The 15,686-nt window shown below is 72.7% G+C and carries 16 protein-coding genes; 9 read left to right on the forward strand and 7 right to left on the reverse strand.

Annotated features, from left to right (window positions below; all coding sequences use genetic code 11):
• Positions 1-59: 59 nt before the first annotated feature.
• Entirely contained in the window at positions 60-518 is a 459-nt protein-coding gene (locus MF672_RS03450; protein WP_242381674.1) for a carboxymuconolactone decarboxylase family protein, read from the forward strand.
• 3 nt (positions 519-521) lie between these two features.
• Here the strand turns inward: MF672_RS03450 and MF672_RS03455 are convergent, their stop codons facing one another.
• From MF672_RS03455 to MF672_RS03480, 6 genes are read right to left on the reverse strand one after another with little or no spacing between them, the layout of a single operon-like run.
• On the reverse strand, positions 522-1,685 hold the full coding sequence (locus tag MF672_RS03455) for a lipid-transfer protein (RefSeq protein WP_242381679.1): 1,164 nt from the start codon (positions 1,683-1,685) through the stop codon (positions 522-524).
• Positions 1,682-2,074 carry a MaoC family dehydratase gene (locus tag MF672_RS03460; protein ID WP_242381675.1) on the reverse strand — a complete coding sequence of 131 codons (393 nt, stop codon included), beginning with the start codon at positions 2,072-2,074 and terminating at the stop codon, positions 1,682-1,684. Before MF672_RS03460 ends, MF672_RS03455 begins: the two co-directional genes overlap by 4 nt.
• Positions 2,071-2,979, reverse strand: coding sequence for a bifunctional MaoC family dehydratase N-terminal/OB-fold nucleic acid binding domain-containing protein (locus tag MF672_RS03465; protein WP_242381676.1), 909 nt, complete (start codon positions 2,977-2,979; stop codon positions 2,071-2,073). The genes MF672_RS03460 and MF672_RS03465 overlap by 4 nt, the downstream gene beginning before the upstream one ends.
• Positions 2,976-4,130 (reverse strand): acyl-CoA dehydrogenase family protein, encoded by a 1,155-nt coding sequence (locus MF672_RS03470; protein WP_242381677.1) that lies wholly within the window; start codon positions 4,128-4,130, stop codon positions 2,976-2,978. Before MF672_RS03470 ends, MF672_RS03465 begins: the two co-directional genes overlap by 4 nt.
• A complete protein-coding gene (locus MF672_RS03475; RefSeq protein ID WP_247815152.1) occupies positions 4,130-5,122 on the reverse strand; it encodes an acyl-CoA dehydrogenase family protein in 993 nt (330 codons plus the stop codon). Before MF672_RS03475 ends, MF672_RS03470 begins: the two co-directional genes overlap by 1 nt.
• A gap of 9 nt (positions 5,123-5,131) precedes the next feature.
• Positions 5,132-6,724, reverse strand: a complete 1,593-nt coding sequence (locus MF672_RS03480) for an AMP-binding protein (protein WP_242378508.1) — start codon at positions 6,722-6,724, stop codon at positions 5,132-5,134.
• Between the two features lie 189 nt (positions 6,725-6,913).
• On the opposite strand from MF672_RS03480, the gene MF672_RS03485 reads away from it, so the two are divergent.
• From MF672_RS03485 to MF672_RS03520, 8 genes are all read left to right on the forward strand, one after another.
• Positions 6,914-7,528 (forward strand): TetR family transcriptional regulator, encoded by a 615-nt coding sequence (locus MF672_RS03485; RefSeq protein ID WP_242378507.1) that lies wholly within the window; start codon positions 6,914-6,916, stop codon positions 7,526-7,528.
• A gap of 102 nt (positions 7,529-7,630) precedes the next feature.
• Positions 7,631-8,626 carry a sigma-70 family RNA polymerase sigma factor gene (locus tag MF672_RS03490; RefSeq protein ID WP_242378506.1) on the forward strand — a complete coding sequence of 332 codons (996 nt, stop codon included), beginning with the start codon at positions 7,631-7,633 and terminating at the stop codon, positions 8,624-8,626.
• A gap of 42 nt (positions 8,627-8,668) precedes the next feature.
• Entirely contained in the window at positions 8,669-9,784 is a 1,116-nt protein-coding gene (locus MF672_RS03495; RefSeq protein WP_242378504.1) for a steroid 3-ketoacyl-CoA thiolase, read from the forward strand.
• 49 nt (positions 9,785-9,833) lie between these two features.
• On the forward strand, positions 9,834-10,856 hold the full coding sequence (locus tag MF672_RS03500; RefSeq protein ID WP_242378494.1) for an MBL fold metallo-hydrolase: 1,023 nt from the start codon (positions 9,834-9,836) through the stop codon (positions 10,854-10,856).
• Between the two features lie 25 nt (positions 10,857-10,881).
• Complete coding sequence (locus MF672_RS03505) at positions 10,882-11,562, forward strand: FadR/GntR family transcriptional regulator (RefSeq protein ID WP_242378493.1); 681 nt, start codon at positions 10,882-10,884, stop codon at positions 11,560-11,562.
• Positions 11,563-11,709: 147 nt separating this feature from the next.
• A complete protein-coding gene (locus tag MF672_RS03510; RefSeq protein ID WP_242378492.1) occupies positions 11,710-12,657 on the forward strand; it encodes a DNA polymerase ligase N-terminal domain-containing protein in 948 nt (315 codons plus the stop codon).
• A 167-nt stretch (positions 12,658-12,824) separates the two neighbouring features.
• Positions 12,825-14,030 carry an ATP-binding protein gene (locus MF672_RS03515; protein ID WP_242378491.1) on the forward strand — a complete coding sequence of 402 codons (1,206 nt, stop codon included), beginning with the start codon at positions 12,825-12,827 and terminating at the stop codon, positions 14,028-14,030.
• A gap of 14 nt (positions 14,031-14,044) precedes the next feature.
• Complete coding sequence (locus MF672_RS03520) at positions 14,045-14,512, forward strand: GNAT family N-acetyltransferase (RefSeq protein WP_242378490.1); 468 nt, start codon at positions 14,045-14,047, stop codon at positions 14,510-14,512.
• A 230-nt stretch (positions 14,513-14,742) separates the two neighbouring features.
• On the opposite strand, the gene MF672_RS03525 is transcribed toward MF672_RS03520, so the two are convergent.
• Positions 14,743-15,678, reverse strand: a complete 936-nt coding sequence (locus MF672_RS03525) for an aldo/keto reductase (protein WP_242378489.1) — start codon at positions 15,676-15,678, stop codon at positions 14,743-14,745.
• Positions 15,679-15,686 lie beyond the last annotated feature (8 nt).

The raw sequence follows: 15,686 nt of genomic DNA on the forward strand, positions 1-15,686 counted from the left end.
CCTTCGCTGCCGGTTCATAGCGGTGATCGGCCCCATCAACCGGAAACGTGGAGAACATCATGGAAGCACGCATGGGCAACCCCGCCTTCGTCGTCCCCGGCGCGATGCAGGCGTTGCAGGCGCTCGGCAGGAGCGTCCACGACGCGGGCCTGCCGGCCGGGCTGCTCGACCTCGTCTACACGCGGGCCAGCCAGATCAACGGCTGCGGCGTGTGCCTGGAGATGCACGCGCGCGACATGAAGAAGAACGGCGAGAGCGACGAGCGCGTCTGGACGCTGGCCGGCTGGCGGGACGCGCCCTACTTCACCGACGAGGAGCGGGCGGCGCTGGCGCTCACCGAGGCCGTGACCCGGCAGGCCGACCACCCGGACGCCGTCACCGACGAGATCTGGAGCGACGCCGCCGACCACTTCGACGAGAAGCAGCTCGGCGCGCTCGTCCTGGCGATCGCCTCGATCAACGTCTGGAACCGCCTGAACGCCACCACCCGCCAGGTCGCGGGCGCCTGGAAGCCCTGACCCCTAACCGGCCGACAGGATCAGCCCGCTGGTCGGCACGCCGGTGCCCGCCGTGACCAGGACGTTCGCGACACCGCCGAGCTGGTTGGCGGCGGTGCCGCGGATCTGGCGGACCGCCTCGGCGATGCCGTTCATGCCGTGGATGTACGCCTCCCCGAGCTGCCCGCCGTGCGGGTTGACCGGGAGGCGGCCGTCCAGCTCGATCCCGCCGTCCGCGACCAGGCCGGGGGCCTCGCCGCGGCCGCAGAAGCCCAGCTCCTCAAGCTGGGCCAGGACGAACGGGGTGAAGTGGTCGTACAGGATGGCGGTCCTGATGTCGGCCGGCGACAGGCCGGACATCTCCCAGAGCCGCCGCCCGACGACCCCCATCTCCGGCAGGCCGCTCATGTCGTCGCGGTAGTAGCTGGTCATCATCAGCTGGCCGGCCGCCGAGCCCTGCGCGGCGGCCGTGATGACGGCGGGCGACCTGCGGAGGTCGCGGGCGCGCTCGGCCGAGGTCACCACCAGGGCCACCGCGCCGTCGCTCTCCTGGCAGCAGTCGAGCAGGTGCAGCGGCTCGACGATCCAGCGCGAGGACTGGTGCTCCTCCAGCGTGATCGGCCGGCCGTGGAACCAGGCGGCCGGGTTGGTCGCGGCGTGCCGGCGCATCGCCACCGCGACCCGGCCGAAGTCCTCGGAGGTGGCGCCGAAGGTGTGCATGTAACGGCGGGCGAACATGGCGACCCAGGCCGCCGGGGTCATCAGCCCGAACGGCACGTGCCAGCTCATCTCCAGCCCCTGCGAGGTCGGCTGGCCGCCGAGCCCGGCGTTCGGCTGGCCGAAGCGGCGGCCCGAGCGTTCGTTGAAGGCCCGGTAGCAGACGACCGTGCGGGCCGTGCCGGTGGCCACGGCCATGGCCGCGTGCGCGACCGTGCCGCAGGCCGCGCCGCCGCCGTACTCGACGCGGGAGAAGAACGTCAGGTCGCCGATGCCGGTCTCGCGGGCGACCGCGATCTCCTGGTTGGCGTCCTGGGTGAAGGTGACCAGGCCGTCCACGTCGGCCGGTGACAGGCCGGCGTCGTCCAGCGCCGCCAGCACGGCCTCGGCGGCGAGGCGCAGCTCCGAACGTCCGGACTCCTTGCTGAACTCGGTGGCGCCGATGCCCACCACGGCCGCGCGTCCGCTCAACACGGGTTCTCCCCCTCGGGCAGGCTCAGGACGACGGTGCCGACCGCGTGGTCACCCAGGCTGACCGCGCCGCGCACCTCGACGGTCAGCTCGCCGCCGGACCGCGACACGACGCTGCCGCGCAAGCTCAGCCGGTCCCCCGCGTACGCGGGCACGCCCAGCTTGACGTTGATCCGCCGGACCACGGCCGCCGGGCCCGCCCAGTCGGTGACGTACCGCTCGACCAGGCCCATCGTGGTCAGGATGTTGAGGAAGATGTCCGCCGAGCCCTGGGCGCGGGCCAGCGCCGGGTCGTGGTGGACGGGCGTGAAGTCCATGGTGGCGAGCGCCGTGGAGACGACCATGGTGGGCGTCAGCTCGATCGACAGCTCGGGCAGCGCCTCGCTCATGACTCCTCCGGCGTCCACATCGGCAGGACGAGGTCGTCGTCCATCGGCCGGTACGTCACCCGCAGCGGCATGCCGACCCGCACCTCCTCGATCGGGCAGTCCACGACGTTGCCCACCACCCGCACGCCCTCCGGCAGCTCCACCACGGCCACCACGAACGGCGTCTGGCGCCCGGGCACCGGCGGCCGGTGGTGCACGACGTAGCTGTAGAGGGTGCCGAGGCCGCTCGCGAGCACGTACGAGCGGTTGGCCGAGCGGCACTGCGGGCACAGCGGGCCGGGCGGGTGGCGGAGCAGGCCGCAGTCGGCGCAGCTCTGGACGCGCAGCTCGCCCTGCCGGGCGCCTTCCCAGAAGAACGCGGTGTCCTGGTTGACCGCTGGGCGGAGCGGATACGGCTGCCGGGGCTCCTGCTTGGCACGCGGGCGAAATTTCAGGACACGGAACAGCATCTCGGTCACCGGTTCGTCGTCCTCGGCGTACCAGGTGATGTACCAGGTGGCGAAGAAGCCGACGCCGAGGGCGGTCCTCTTGGGACCGGCCAGGCCGCCGAGGCGGGTGGCGGGGGTCAGGCGCTCGCCCACCCGGGCGTAGCGGTGGTAGGTCTGCTCGCAGTTGGTCGCCACGACGCCGGTGTAGCCGGCGGCGTTGAGCGCGTTCATCAGGTCGTCCACCGGGGAGCGGTCCTTGGCCGTGGCGCGGAGGCCGGGCATGGTCCAGACCTGGGCCATCGCCGGCGGGGCCAGGCCCCGCTCCAGGTAGACGGGGTTCTCGTCGCCCATGGCGGCCAGCCAGTGGCGGATCATGGGGACGTTCACCGGATCGGCGGCGGGCGTGCCGCGCAGCTCGCCCAGCGCCGCCTGCTTGGCCGCCAGCTCGTGCAGCTCCTCGTCCGTGAGCGCGCTCATCGGGGCGGCCTCGGCAGGTTCAGGCCGAGCATGGCGATCAGCTCCCGCTGCACCTCGTTGACGCCGCCGCCGAAGGTCAGCACCACCGCGCCCTTGGCGCCGAGGTCGGTGCGCTCGATCAGCTCCGCCGTCTCCGGGTCGGCGGGGTCGCCGTACCTGGCCAGCACCTCGCCGACGATCCGGCCGGCCTCCTGCATGCGCTCCGAGCCGTAGATCTTGGTGGCCGAGGCGTCGGGCGCGCCCAGCCAGCCGAGGTCCATGTTGGCCGCGACCTGCCAGTTCAGCAGCTCGTTCGTGCGCAGGGCCACCCGGACGCGGGCGAGGGCGCGGCGCACGTCCGGCTCGCCGGTCAGGCCGGCCCGGCGGGCCCAGGCGAGGAAGCGGTCGTGGATCTGGCCGAGGTTGCCGGCCGGGCCGAGGGTGACGCGCTCGTGGTTGAGCTGGTTGACGATCAGGTCCCAGCCCTTGTCCACCTCGCCGACCACCCGGTCCACCGGCACGCGGACGTCGGAGTAGTAGGTGGAGTTGGTGTGGTGGCGGCCGTCCATGGTGACGATCGGCGTCCAGGAGAAACCCGGGTCGTCCGTGGAGACGATCATCATGGTGATGCCCTTGTGCTTCTTCGCCTCGGGGTTCGTCCGGGCGGCGAGCCAGATGTACTGGGCGTAGTGTGCGCCGCTGGTGAAGATCTTCTGGCCGTTGACGACGTAGTGGTCGCCGTCCAGCACCGCCGTGGTGCGCAGGGACGCGAGGTCGGTGCCGGCCTCGGGCTCGCTGTAGCCGATCGCGAAGTGGCACTCGCCGGCCAGGATGCGCGGCAGGAAGAAGTCCTTCTGCTCCTGGGTGCCGTACTGCATGAGCGTCGGGCCGACGGTCTGCACCGTGATGATCGGGTACGGCACGCCCGCGCGGGCGATCTCGTTGGCGAAGATCTGCTGCTCCAGAGGGCCGTAGCCGGCGCCGCCGTACTCCTTGGGCCAGCCGAGGCCGAGCTTGCCGTCGCGGCCGAGGCGGCGGCAGTGCTCCATGTACGCGTCGCCGAACGGGTCCTCGGCGATCTTCGCGCGGTCCTCGGCCGACAGGCAGCCCTGGAAGTAGGCGCGCAGCTCGTCGCGGAGCCTGCGCTGCTCCGGTGTCAGGTCGATGAGCATCAGACGAGGGCTCCGATCAGGTCGAGCTGGGCGTCGGCGCCGCCGAGCAGGTGGGACAGGTGCTTGGCCTGGGCGAAGTAGCGGTGCAGCGGGTAGGTGACGTCGAGGCCGAGCCCGCCGTGCAGGTGCTGGCAGATGTGCAGGGCCTTGACCGCCTCGGCCGCGTGGTAGGCGGCGAGCGCCAGGTCCTCCTCGGCGGGCAGGCCCGCGCCGAGCCGCCAGAGCGCCGACCACATGGCCACGTCGAGCGCCCGGCCGGCGATGTAGACGTCGGCGATCTGCACGGTGACGGCCTGGAACTCGGCCAGCGCCCGGCCGAACTGCCGCCTGGTCCTGATGTGCGCCGTGGTCAGCTCCAGCGCCCCGGCCAGCACGCCGCTCGCCTGGGCGGCGATCGCGCCGGTGTAGAGCCGGCGCAGGCCGTCGGCGGCCTCGGGGCCGGCCACCCGCTCGGCCGGGGTCGCGTCGAACGTGAGCGTGGCGGCGGGCTCGCCGGTCGAGGTGTACTCGGGGGTGGCGGCGGGCGCGGTCACCAGGAACAGGCCCTCGTCGGCGGTCACCAGCGCCGCCGGGCCCGGGTGCACGACGGTGGCCTTGCGGCCGGTCAGCGTCCAGCCGCCGCCGTCCTCGCGAGCGGGCGTGGCGACCGTCGCGACCGTGGCGGGCGGGGCGGCGAGGGCGCGGCCCGGCTCGCGCACCGCGAGCGCGACGCCGTCCGCGTGCCGGCGCTGCTGGCCGGGACTGCCGTAGCGGGCCAGGGCGAGCGTGCCGGCCAACGCCGGCAGCGCGGGCACCGCGGCCGCCTTGGCGCCCACCTCGCGCAGCACCACGGCCATCTCCACCGGCCCGAGCCCGGCGCCGCCCGCCTCCTCGGGCACGCAGAGGCTCAGCAGGCCGGCCTGCCGCAGGCCCGCCTCGCCCCCGTCCTTGGCGAGAACCTCGGCGGCCAGCTTCCTTACGTCCTGCTGGGTTTCGTCCAGGTTGAAGTCCACGTGTCGTCCCTACGTCTCCAAGAGGTGCTGCCTGCCGTGCCGTACGAACTCCTCCTCGATGCCCTTCACGTCCGCCTCGGTCAGGGGGCGCAGCCCGGCCGGGGTGCGCCACCAGACCGGGTCCCGGGTGCGCCAGCCCTCGCGGGCCAGGACCCGCTTGAGCACCTTGTGCGAGGGCGTCTGCGGCAGCCCCTCCGACAGGCGGACGTAGCGGGGCAGGGACTTGGCGCCGAGGTCGCGGCGGGCGGCCAGGAAGGCGGCGAACGCGTCCGGGTCGAAGCCGCCCTCCAGCACCAGCGCCGCCATCACCTGGTCGCCGGCGGCGGCGTCGGGCACCGGGTAGACCGCCGCCTCCACCACGCCGGGGAACTCGCGAAGGGCCGCCTCGACGGGCGCGGCGGACAGGTTCTCGCCGTCCACGCGCAGCCGCTCAGTGCCGCGCCCGGCGAAGAACACGTGTCCCTCCGCGTCCCGCCAGGCGAGGTCGCCGGACCAGAACGCGCCGTCGCGCACCCGCTCGGCGTCGGCCTCCGGGTCGTTGTAGTAGCCCTCGAACAGGCCGAGCCCGGCGGTGTTGACCAGCTCGCCGACGGCCTCGTCCGGGTTGAGGAGCCGGCCGTCCTCGACCCGGCCGGGCGGGCAGGGCTCGCCGGTGAAGGGGTTGAGCACGGCCACGCCCTCGGGCAGGCGGCCGAGGCTGCCCGGGGGGCCCGACGGGTCGGGGCTGATCGACACGGCGGTCTCGGTCGAGCCGAAGGCGTCGATGACGTGGCAGCCGAACCGCTCGCCGAACCGCCGGGTGGCGACCGCGCTGCCCTCGTTGCCGAAGGCGATCCTGAGCGGGTTGTCGGCGTCGTCCGGGCGTTCGGGGGTGGCCAGGACGTAGGAGAGCGCCTTGCCGACGTAGTGCAGGTATGTGCAGCCGTACCGGCGGACGTCGGGCAGCAGGCCCGAGGCCGAGAAGCGGCGGCGCAGCACCAGGGCGGCCCCCGACGCGACGGCCGGGGCGTAGGCGGCCATGAGCGCGCCGGAGTGGAAGAGCGGCATCGCGCAGTAGACGACGTCCTGCGGGGTGAGCATCGCGGCCAGGCTCGTGCCGGGGACGGCCAGCTTGCGCTGGGTGACGCGGACCGCTCGGGGACGGCCGGAGGTGCCGGAGGTGAAGATCAGCATCAGCAGGTCGCCGGGCCCGGGCTCCCCCGTCTCCGGCGGCTCGGCGGGGGCGGCGGCGATCGCGGACAGCGGCAGGGCCGGGACGTCCAGGGCGCGGGCCAGGTCCGCGTACGGCTCGTCAAACAGCACGAGGCCGGCGTCGGTGGCGCGGGCGTCGCGGCTCAGCTCGGCGGCCGGCCGGGTGGGGTTCAGCGCGACCACCACGTGCCCGGCCAGCGCCGCTCCCCCGACCAGGACGAGCATCCCGGGGACGTTGTCGCTCAGCACCCCGACGTGCGACCCCGTGCCACGCCGGGTCAGCCACGTCCCCGCCGAGCGGCAGGCGGCGACGTGCTCGCGCCACGACCAGGCCGCGTCCTCGAACAGCAGCCCAGGTCGATCGTCCGCGGCCCGTGCGGTCAGCAGGGCCGCGAGGGTGTTCGCGGTCATGCCGCCTCCACACCAAGCGCTCGGTCAGCCGATCGCAAACTAGAACAGATTCTAGTTCTTGTCCAGTGGCTAATCATGCCGACAAGTCGAGATATATGCGTGTAACGCCGTAGACATGGGCCAATAAGGGGTTGTTAGTGACCCGCGAGTAACAAGCCTTGGTATCAGGAAATCAGATAACGTGTTCTCATGCGCATCCCGTCCGCGACGATCGCCGCCTCCTCCGACGGTGAGGGGAGCGTCCGCACGCGCAGCCAGACCCAGCGCCGCAAGCGCATCGTCCAGGCCGCCGCCGCCCTCGCCTCGCGCGGCGGCGTCGAGGCCATGCAGATGCGCACCGTGGCCGAGCGGGCCGGCGTGGCCCTCGGCACGCTCTACCGCTACTTCCCGTCCAAGATGGACCTCGTGGTGGCGGTGGTCGGCGAGGAGATCGACCTGCTGGAGAGCAGCATCGAGCGCCGCCCGCCGGGCGCGGCCACGCCCGCGAGCCGGGCGGTCGACGTGCTGATGCGGGCCACGCGGGGGCTCATGCGCGAGCCCGAGCTGGCCGACGCGCTCATCCGCTCGCTCATCCTGGCCGAGGTGCAGACGCCGTTCGGTGACCGGATGACCGGGCTGCTGCTGCGCGTCGCGGGCGACGGGCTGAGCTTCGAGCAGGCCAGCGAGGAGCAGCGCGACCTGGCCGGGTCGCTGGCCAGCGTGTGGGTGCAGGAGCTGCTGGAGATGTTGCGGGGGCGGCGCACGTACGACCAGATCCAGCGCCGCATCGAGACCGCCGCCTCCCGCCTCCTCGCCGACGTCTGACCCGCCCCCCCGGGGGGGCGTCCGCGCGAAAATCTTGGAAATCGGCCGGGACGGAGCCGGAAAGGCGGCCAGTCTGTCGGTGGCGGCGTCTATACAAGGGGTATGAGCGACAAGCCGACCAATGAGGACTTCCTCCAGCAGGCGGATCCCATGCGGCGCGAGCTGCTGGCGCACTGCTACCGCATGACGGGCTCGGTGCACGACGCCGAAGACCTGGTGCAGGAGACGTACCTGAAGGCCTGGCGGGCCTACGACGGCTTCGAGGGGCGTTCCTCGCTGCGCACCTGGATGTACCGCATCGCCACCACCACCTGCCTGACCGCGCTGGAGAGCCGTGGCCGCCGGCCGCTGCCGTCCGGGCTGGGCGCGCCCAGTTCCGAGGCGACCGCCCCGCTGGCCCAGGACGGCGAGGTGCCGTGGCTGGAGCCGGTGCCCGACGCGCTCGCGGGCGCGTCCGCCGACGACCCGGCCGCGATCGTCACCGCCCGCGAGACCATCCGGCTCGCGCTGGTCGCCGCGTTGCAGCACCTGCCGCCGCGCCAGCGCGCGGTGCTCATCCTGCGTGACGTGCTGAGGTGGAAGGCCGCGGAGGTGGCCGAGGCGGTCGGGCTGTCCACGGCCGCCGTCAACAGCATCCTGCAGCGGGCGCGGGCCCAGCTCAACGAGGTGTCGCCGAGCCTCGACGACCCGGTCGAGCCGCTGACGGGCGAGCAGCAGGCGCTTCTCGACCGTTATGTCGCCGCGTTCGAGAACTACGACGTCGACGACCTGGTGCACCTGTTCACCGAGGACGCGATCTGGGAGATGCCGCCCTTCACCGGCTGGTACCAAGGCCCGCACACGATCGCCGAGCTCACCAGGACACAGTGCCCCGCCGAGCGCGCCGGCGACCTCAAGCTGGTGCCGGTCGCGGCCAACGGGCAGCCGGCGTTCGCCGTCTACTACCGCGAGGACGGCGTCTACCGGCAGTTCGCGATCATGGTGCTCACGCTCTCGGGCGACGCCGTCCGGCACGTGGGCATGTTCTTCGAGGAAGGGCTGTTCGAGACGTTCGGGATGCCCGCCGCTCTGGAGGCCGAGACTACCGCAGCAAAGTAGAACGCGTTACAGTCGCGCCAGAGCAACGTTCTGGAGGCGACTGTGGGCACACCTGTGATCGTCGAAGCCGTCCGCACCCCCATCGGCAAGCGGGCCGGCTGGCTCGCCGGGCTCAAGCCGCAACAGGTTCTCGCCACCGCGCTCAACGGGCTGGTGGAGCGGTCGGGGCTCGATCCGGCGGCCGTCGAGCAGGTGTTCGCCGGCTGCGTCACGCAGGCGGGCGAGCAGGGCGGGCACGTCGGCCGGGGCTCGTGGCTCTACTCCGGGCTGCCGTACCAGGCGGGCGTCACCACCGTCGACGCGCAGTGCGGCTCGTCGCAGCAGGCCGTGCACCTGGCCGCGGCCCTGATCGGCGCGGGCGTGATCGAGGTCGGCATCGGCTGCGGCGTCGAGATGATGAGCCGCGCGCCGCTCGGCAGCAACGTGCTGCCCGCGAACCCGCGTCCCGACGACTGGACCATCGACCTGCCCGACCAGTTCACCGCCGCCGAACGCATCGCGCAGCGGCGGGGGCTCACCCGCGAGCGGCTCGACTGGTTCGGCGCGCGCTCCCAGCACCTGGCCGCCAAGGCGTGGGCCGACGGCCGCTTCGAGCGGGAGATCGTCCCGGTCGGCGACGTCCGCAGGGACCAGGGGCTGCGCGAGACCACCCTCGACGGGCTCGCCCGGCTCAAGCCGGTGATGGAGGGCGCGCTGCACACCGCCGGCACCTCGTCCCAGATCTCCGACGGGGCCGCCGCGGTGCTCGTCATGAGCGAGGAGGCGGCGCGGCGGCACGGGCTGCGGCCCCGGGCCCGCATCCGGGCGCAGGCGCTGGTCGGCGCCGAGCCCTACTACCACCTGGACGGCCCCGTGGACGCGACCGCCAAGGTCCTGGCCGCCGCGGGCATGACGATGGGCGACATCGACCGGTTCGAGGTGAACGAGGCATTCGCCTCCGTCGTGCTGTCCTGGGCGAGCGTGCACGAACCCGATCTGGACCGGGTCAACGTCAACGGCGGCGCGATCGCGCTCGGCCACCCGGTGGGCGCGACCGGCGCGCGGCTCATCACCACGGCGCTGCACGAGCTGGAACGCGCCGACGCGACGACCGCGCTGGTGACGATGTGCGCGGGCGGCGCGCTCGCCACCGCCACGATCCTGGAACGCATCGCCTGAGCGGGTATCGGGTTTCCGCCCATGGCACTCTGTGAGGAATCGGGGGCAGATGAAGAGCAGACGCAGGCCGTACGCGGAGCAACGGCCGCAGGATCTCGGCGGCGGGGTGTGGAGCGTGCCGGTGCCCATACCGGGCAATCCGCTCGGCTACACGCTCGTGTACGCCGTCGAGTCGCCGGGCGGGCCGGTCCTGGTCGACGCCGGGTGGAACCATCCGGAGGCGTGGCAGGCGCTCAGCGGCGGCCTGGCGGCGCTCGGGTTCGACGTGGCCGCCGTGCGCGGGGTGGTCGTCACCCACTTCCACCCCGACCACGCCGGGCTCGCCGGGCAGGTCAAGGAGGCGTCCGGAGCCTGGATCGCGATGCACGAGGCGGACGCGGCGCTGGTCCGGCTCATGCGCGAGTACGCCGGCAGCGAGCACGCGAGCTTCCAGTCCGACATGTTGCGGCGGGCCGGGGCCGACCCCGCCGAGGCACGGGCGGCCGGCGGCGCACGACCGTCGCCGCCCGCCCAGCCCGACCGCGAGCTGCGCGACGGCGACCTGGTGGACCTGCCGGGCCGCAAGCTGCGCGCCGTCCACACGCCCGGCCACACCCCCGGGCACATCTGCCTGCATCTGGAGGACGCCGACCGGCTGTTCACCGGTGACCACGTCCTGCCCGACATCACCCCGCACATCGGGATTTATCCGTACGACCGGGACGACGTCGATCCGCTGGGCGACTTCCTGGAGTCGCTGGAGCGGGTCGGGGAGATGGGAACGCTCGACGCGCTGCCCGCCCATGAATGGATATTTCCGGATGTGGCCGCGCGAGCCGCCGCGATCCGCCACCATCACGAGGAGAAGCTCGACCGGCTGCTCGCCCTCCTGGCTCAGCGGCCCGAGCCGCTGACCATCTGGGAGGTCGCCGCGATGATGACGTGGAACAAGCCGTGGGAGGCCCTGCCGCCCATGCTGCGGGGCATGGCGGCCGGGGAGGCGGCGGCCCATCTGCGCACGCTGGAGGCCCGCGGCCGGGTGCGCCGCCTGTCAGGGGTCGATCCCGTCCGCTTCCAGGCTCTAGACTCCTAGACATCCGATGTCTAGGGAGAGAAGCGTGGCGGTCACCGACGCGGCCATCGACAAGATCAAGCAAATGATCGTCTCGGGCGAGCTCGCCCCCGGCGACCGGCTGCCGAAGGAGGCCGACCTGGCCGAGCGGCTCGGCCTCTCGCGCAACTCGCTGCGCGAGGCCGTGCGCGCGCTGTCCCTCATCAACGTGCTCGACGTGCGTCAGGGCGACGGCACCTACGTCACCAGCCTGGAGCCGCGGCTGCTCCTCGACACCATGTCGTTCGTGCTCGACCTGCACCGCGACGACACCGTCCTGCAGTTCTTCGAGGTCCGGCGCATCCTGGAGCCGGCCGCCACCGCGATGGCGACCGAGCTGATGAAGGACGAGGACATCGAGGAGCTGCGCGTCATCCTGGAGTCGCTGCCGGAACGGCCGACGATCGAGGAGCTGGTGGCCAACGACCTGCGCTTCCACCAGCGCATCGCGCAGGGCTCCGGCAACGCCGTGCTGTGCTCGTTCATCGAGAGCCTGTCCGGCCCGACCACCCGGGCCCGGGTGTGGCGAGGGCTCACCCAGGAGGGGGCGATGCAGAAGACGCGCGAGCAGCACACGGCGATCTACGAGGCGATCGCGGCGCGCCAGGCGGACGTGGCCCGGTCGTGGGCGACGGTGCACGTGGCGGGCGTCGAGTCCTGGCTGCGCAAGGCCCTCGAACTGGACTGACCCGCGCACCCTACGAGGACACGTCGGAGGACTCCCCCGCCCCCCCACTATCCCCCCACGAAAGAAGCCGCAGGTGAGCAGCGGAAGAGGCCGGGACCCGGCGACGACCGATGGTGAACACCGATAGCAACGGGTAGAAGTCGCTGCGTGCCGGACAAACTCGAACGATATCGGAGCAAGCGCGACGCCACCCGCACCCCCGAGCCCATCCCCGCCGAGCCCCCGCCCACCGGAGCCGGCAACGCCTTCGTCATCCAGGAGCACCACGCCCGCTCCCTCCACTGGGACCTGCGCCTGGAACGCGACGGCGTCCTCGTCTCCTGGGCCGTCCCCAAGGGCCTGCCCGCCGACCCCCGCACCAACCACCTCGCCGTGCACACCGAGGACCACCCCATGGAGTACCTCACCTTCCACGGCGAGATCCCCCAGGGCGAGTACGGCGGCGGCACCATGACCGTCTGGGACACCGGCACGTACGAGACCGAGAAGTGGTCCGACCGCGAGGTCAAGGTGGTCCTGCGCGGGGCTCGCGCCGCCGGCCGCTTCGTGCTGTTCCGGACGCGGGGCAAGAACTGGATGATCCACCGCATGGACGAGGCGGTCCGCGACCCGTTCCCCGCGCTCGACCCGATGCTCCCCACCGAACGTGCCCGCCCGCCCAAGGACCCCGCCGCGTACGCCTTCGAGTTCGCCTGGGGCGGCCGCCGCCTCCTCGTCCCCATCGACGGCGGCCGTACGGACGCCGCCCGCGAGCACCCGTGGCTGCGCGCGCTCGCCGAGTCGTTCGGCAGCCGCAGCGCCGTCCTGGACGGCGAGGTCGCCACCCTGGGCGGCGCCGAGATCCTGATCTTCTACGACCTCCTGTACGACGACGGCCACGCCCTGCTCGACCGCCCCTACTCGGCCCGCCGCGTCGCCCTGGAGTCCCTGGACCTGTCGGGCACCCGCTGGCAGCTCGCCCCCTCCTGGCCCGGCGAGGCCGCCCCGGTCCGCCAGGCCGCCCGCGAACAAGGACTCCCCGGCGTGCTCGCCAAACGCCTCGACTCCCCGTACGAGCCGGGCCCGTCCAAGTCCTGGCTCTTCATCCCCTCCTGACGCGACAAGAGCCGGCAAGCAGCGACCACCGCGTCACGCACCCAGCGACCAACGTGTCATACCAATGGCGACGAACATGTCACACGCCGAGCGGCCACTGCGTCATCCTCCCTCCTATGGCCGGCACCTCATCGCGGCGATCCCGTCCAAGGCACGTTGAGCGCTCCGTGCGCGAGGCGCTGGGTGACACCCGCGTCGTCCTGCTCAACGGCCCCCGGCAGGCGGGCAAGAGGGCCCTGGTGCGGAAGCTGGCGAAGGAACGGGCGGCAGAATGGCGTGATCTGGACTCCACGGTCGCCCGGCAGGCCGCGCTCGCCGACCCGGACGGGTTCGTGGACTTCCCCTGCCTCATGGTGATCAACGAGATCCAGCGGGTTCCCGAGCTGCTGCTGGCCATCAAGGCCCAGGTGGACCAGGACCCGCGACCGGGCCGGTACGTGCTCACCGGCTCCTCCCGCCTGCTCGCTCTCCGTGATCTGCCCGACACCCTGCCCGGCAGGATGGAGACCATCGAGCTGTGGCCGTTCTCGCAAGGGGAGATCGACGGGACAGCCGACGGCTTCGTCGACGCCGTCTTCTCCGAAGGGGCCGAGCTGCGCCACACGTCGCAGGTCAGCCGTCCCGACTACGCCGCACGGCTGGTCCGCGGCGGCTTCCCTGAGGCGGTCGCCCGCGCCGACGTGCGACGCAGAGCGCGTTTCTTCGACTCCTACTTGGGCGACCTGATCGCCCGCGACGTTCAGCAGCTCACGGAGATCGAGCGCCGGCCGGAGTTGCAGGCTCTCATCCGGCTGCTCGCCGCCCGGTCCGGCCAGTTGCTCGTCGGCAACGCTCTCAGCAGCGAGCTCGGCGCCTCGGCGAGCACGGTCCATCGGTACATCGCCCTGCTCGAAGAGGTCTTCCTGATCAAGAGGATTCCGGCCTGGTCGAGAAACCTCAGCAGCAGGGCCGTCGGCACCCCCAAGGTCGCTTTCGTGGACTCCGGGCTGGCGGCGAACGTGCTCGGCGTCGACGCCCGCGGCCTCGTCCGTCCGAACGGCGCATTCGGCCCCTTGCTGGAGGGCTTCGTGCTCATGGAGATCGCCCGGCAGCTCACCTGGGCCGACGAGCGGGTACAGCTCTACCACTACCGGACGAAGGATCACATCGAGGTGGACGCGGTGCTGGAGAACCGTTCGGGGCAGGTCGTCGGGATCGAGGTCAAGGCGGCCTCCACCGTGCGGGCGGAGGACTTCCGGGGGCTGCGGCACCTCGCGCACCGGCTCGGGGACGACTTCGTCGCCGGTCTGGTGCTCTACACCGGTACGCAGACGCTGCCGTTCGGCGATCGGATGCGGGCCATGCCCGTGGGGGCGCTGTGGGAGGTCGGGTAGGGGATACTCGTGCGGTGATCATTAGAGAGGTCTCGCCGTACGACGACCCGCTCGGGGGCGAGTTGCTGGCGTTGCAGCGGGCCGCGTACGCCGTCGAGGCGGAGCTGATCGGTGACGACCGCATCCCGCCGCTGCACGAGAGCCTGGACGAGCTGCGGGCGCAGAGGCTGCGCTGGATGGCGGCGACGTCGGACGATGCCGGGAGCGGGCGGGTCGCCGGGGCCGTGGCTTGGGAGGAGGGCGACGGCGAGGTCGACATCAACCGGCTCGTCGTGCACCCGTCGGCGGCGCGACGCGGCATCGGGCGGGCGCTCGTCCAGGAGGTGCTGGCACGGGCCGGGGGGCGGCGGGTCGTGGTGGCGACGGGGCGGGACAACGTCCCGGCGCGCAGGCTGTACGAAGGGCTCGGCTTCACGCTGCTCGGCGAGAGCGAGGTCATCCCCGAGCTGTGGATCGTCAACTACGCCTACCACCCGCACTGACCGTGCAAGCGGGAGCGGGACGGCGATGGCGGCGGTTCCTCGGCACGCGAGCCGCCCGGGCGACGTGACGCGCGCCGCCCGACGTGACGTGAACCGCTTCGACCTGACGCGAGCCGCCCGACGTGACGTGAACCGCTTCGACGTGACGCGAGCCGCCCGACGCGACGCGAGCCGCCCAGGCGACGTGCGCACGCCGCCCGGCCCGGCCCCGGCGGCTTTCCTTGCCTTCGCTACTTCTCCCCCGTCGTCACCAACCCCTCCGCCTCCAGTTCCTCCCACAACGCCTCCGGAACCGGCCGCGACCACAGGCCGGCGTTCGCCCTGACCTCCTCGGCGGTCCGGGCCCCCAGCACGATCGTGGCGATCGCCGGGTGGCGCAGCGGGAAGGCCATGGCGGCCTGGGGCAGGGTGACGTCGTGCCGTTCGCAGACCTCGGCGATGCGGGCGGCGCGTTCCAGCAGCGGCGCGGGCGCGGGCTGGTAGTCGTAGGTGCCCGCGGGCTTGGGCGTGGCCAGGATGCCGCTGTTGAAGACCCCGGCCGCCAGCACCTTGACGCCGCGTCCGGCGCACGCCTCCAGCAGGGGCAGGCCGGACTGGTCGAGGAGGGTGTAGCGGCCGGCCAGCATGACGACGTCGATGTCGGTCTCCTGGACGAAGCGCAGCGGCACCTGCCACTGGTTCATGCCGAGCCCGACCGCCTGCACCACGCCTTCGGCGCGCAGTTCGGCCAGCGCCGGGTACGCCTCGCCGAGCGCCTGCTCCACGTGCTCGTCGGGGTCGTGGATGAGCGCGACGTGCACGGCCGGCAGGCCCAGCCGCTCCAGGGACTCCTCCAGCGAGCGGCGCACGCCGTCGCGGGAGAAGTCCCACCTGCGTTCCAGCTCGGCCGGTACGTCGAAGACGTCCGCGTCGCGACCGGCGCGGGACGGCGCGGGCACCAGCAGCCGCCCGACCTTGGTGGACAGGACGTACCCGGAGCGCCCGGCGAGGGCCGCGCCGAGGCGGCGCTCCGACAGGCCGAGCCCGTAGTGCGGCGCGGTGTCGTAGAGCCGCACCCCGCTGTCCCAGGCGGCGTCCACGGTGGCGCGGGCCTCGTCGTCGGTGACCTCCTCGAAGAGGTTGCCGATGGGCGCGCCGCCGAACCCGTACCGCGGCAGCTCGATCATGCCGTGCC

Origin of the sequence: Actinomadura luzonensis, assembly GCF_022664455.2 — a bacterium.
In the GTDB taxonomy this organism is placed as follows: domain Bacteria; phylum Actinomycetota; class Actinomycetes; order Streptosporangiales; family Streptosporangiaceae; genus Nonomuraea; species Nonomuraea luzonensis.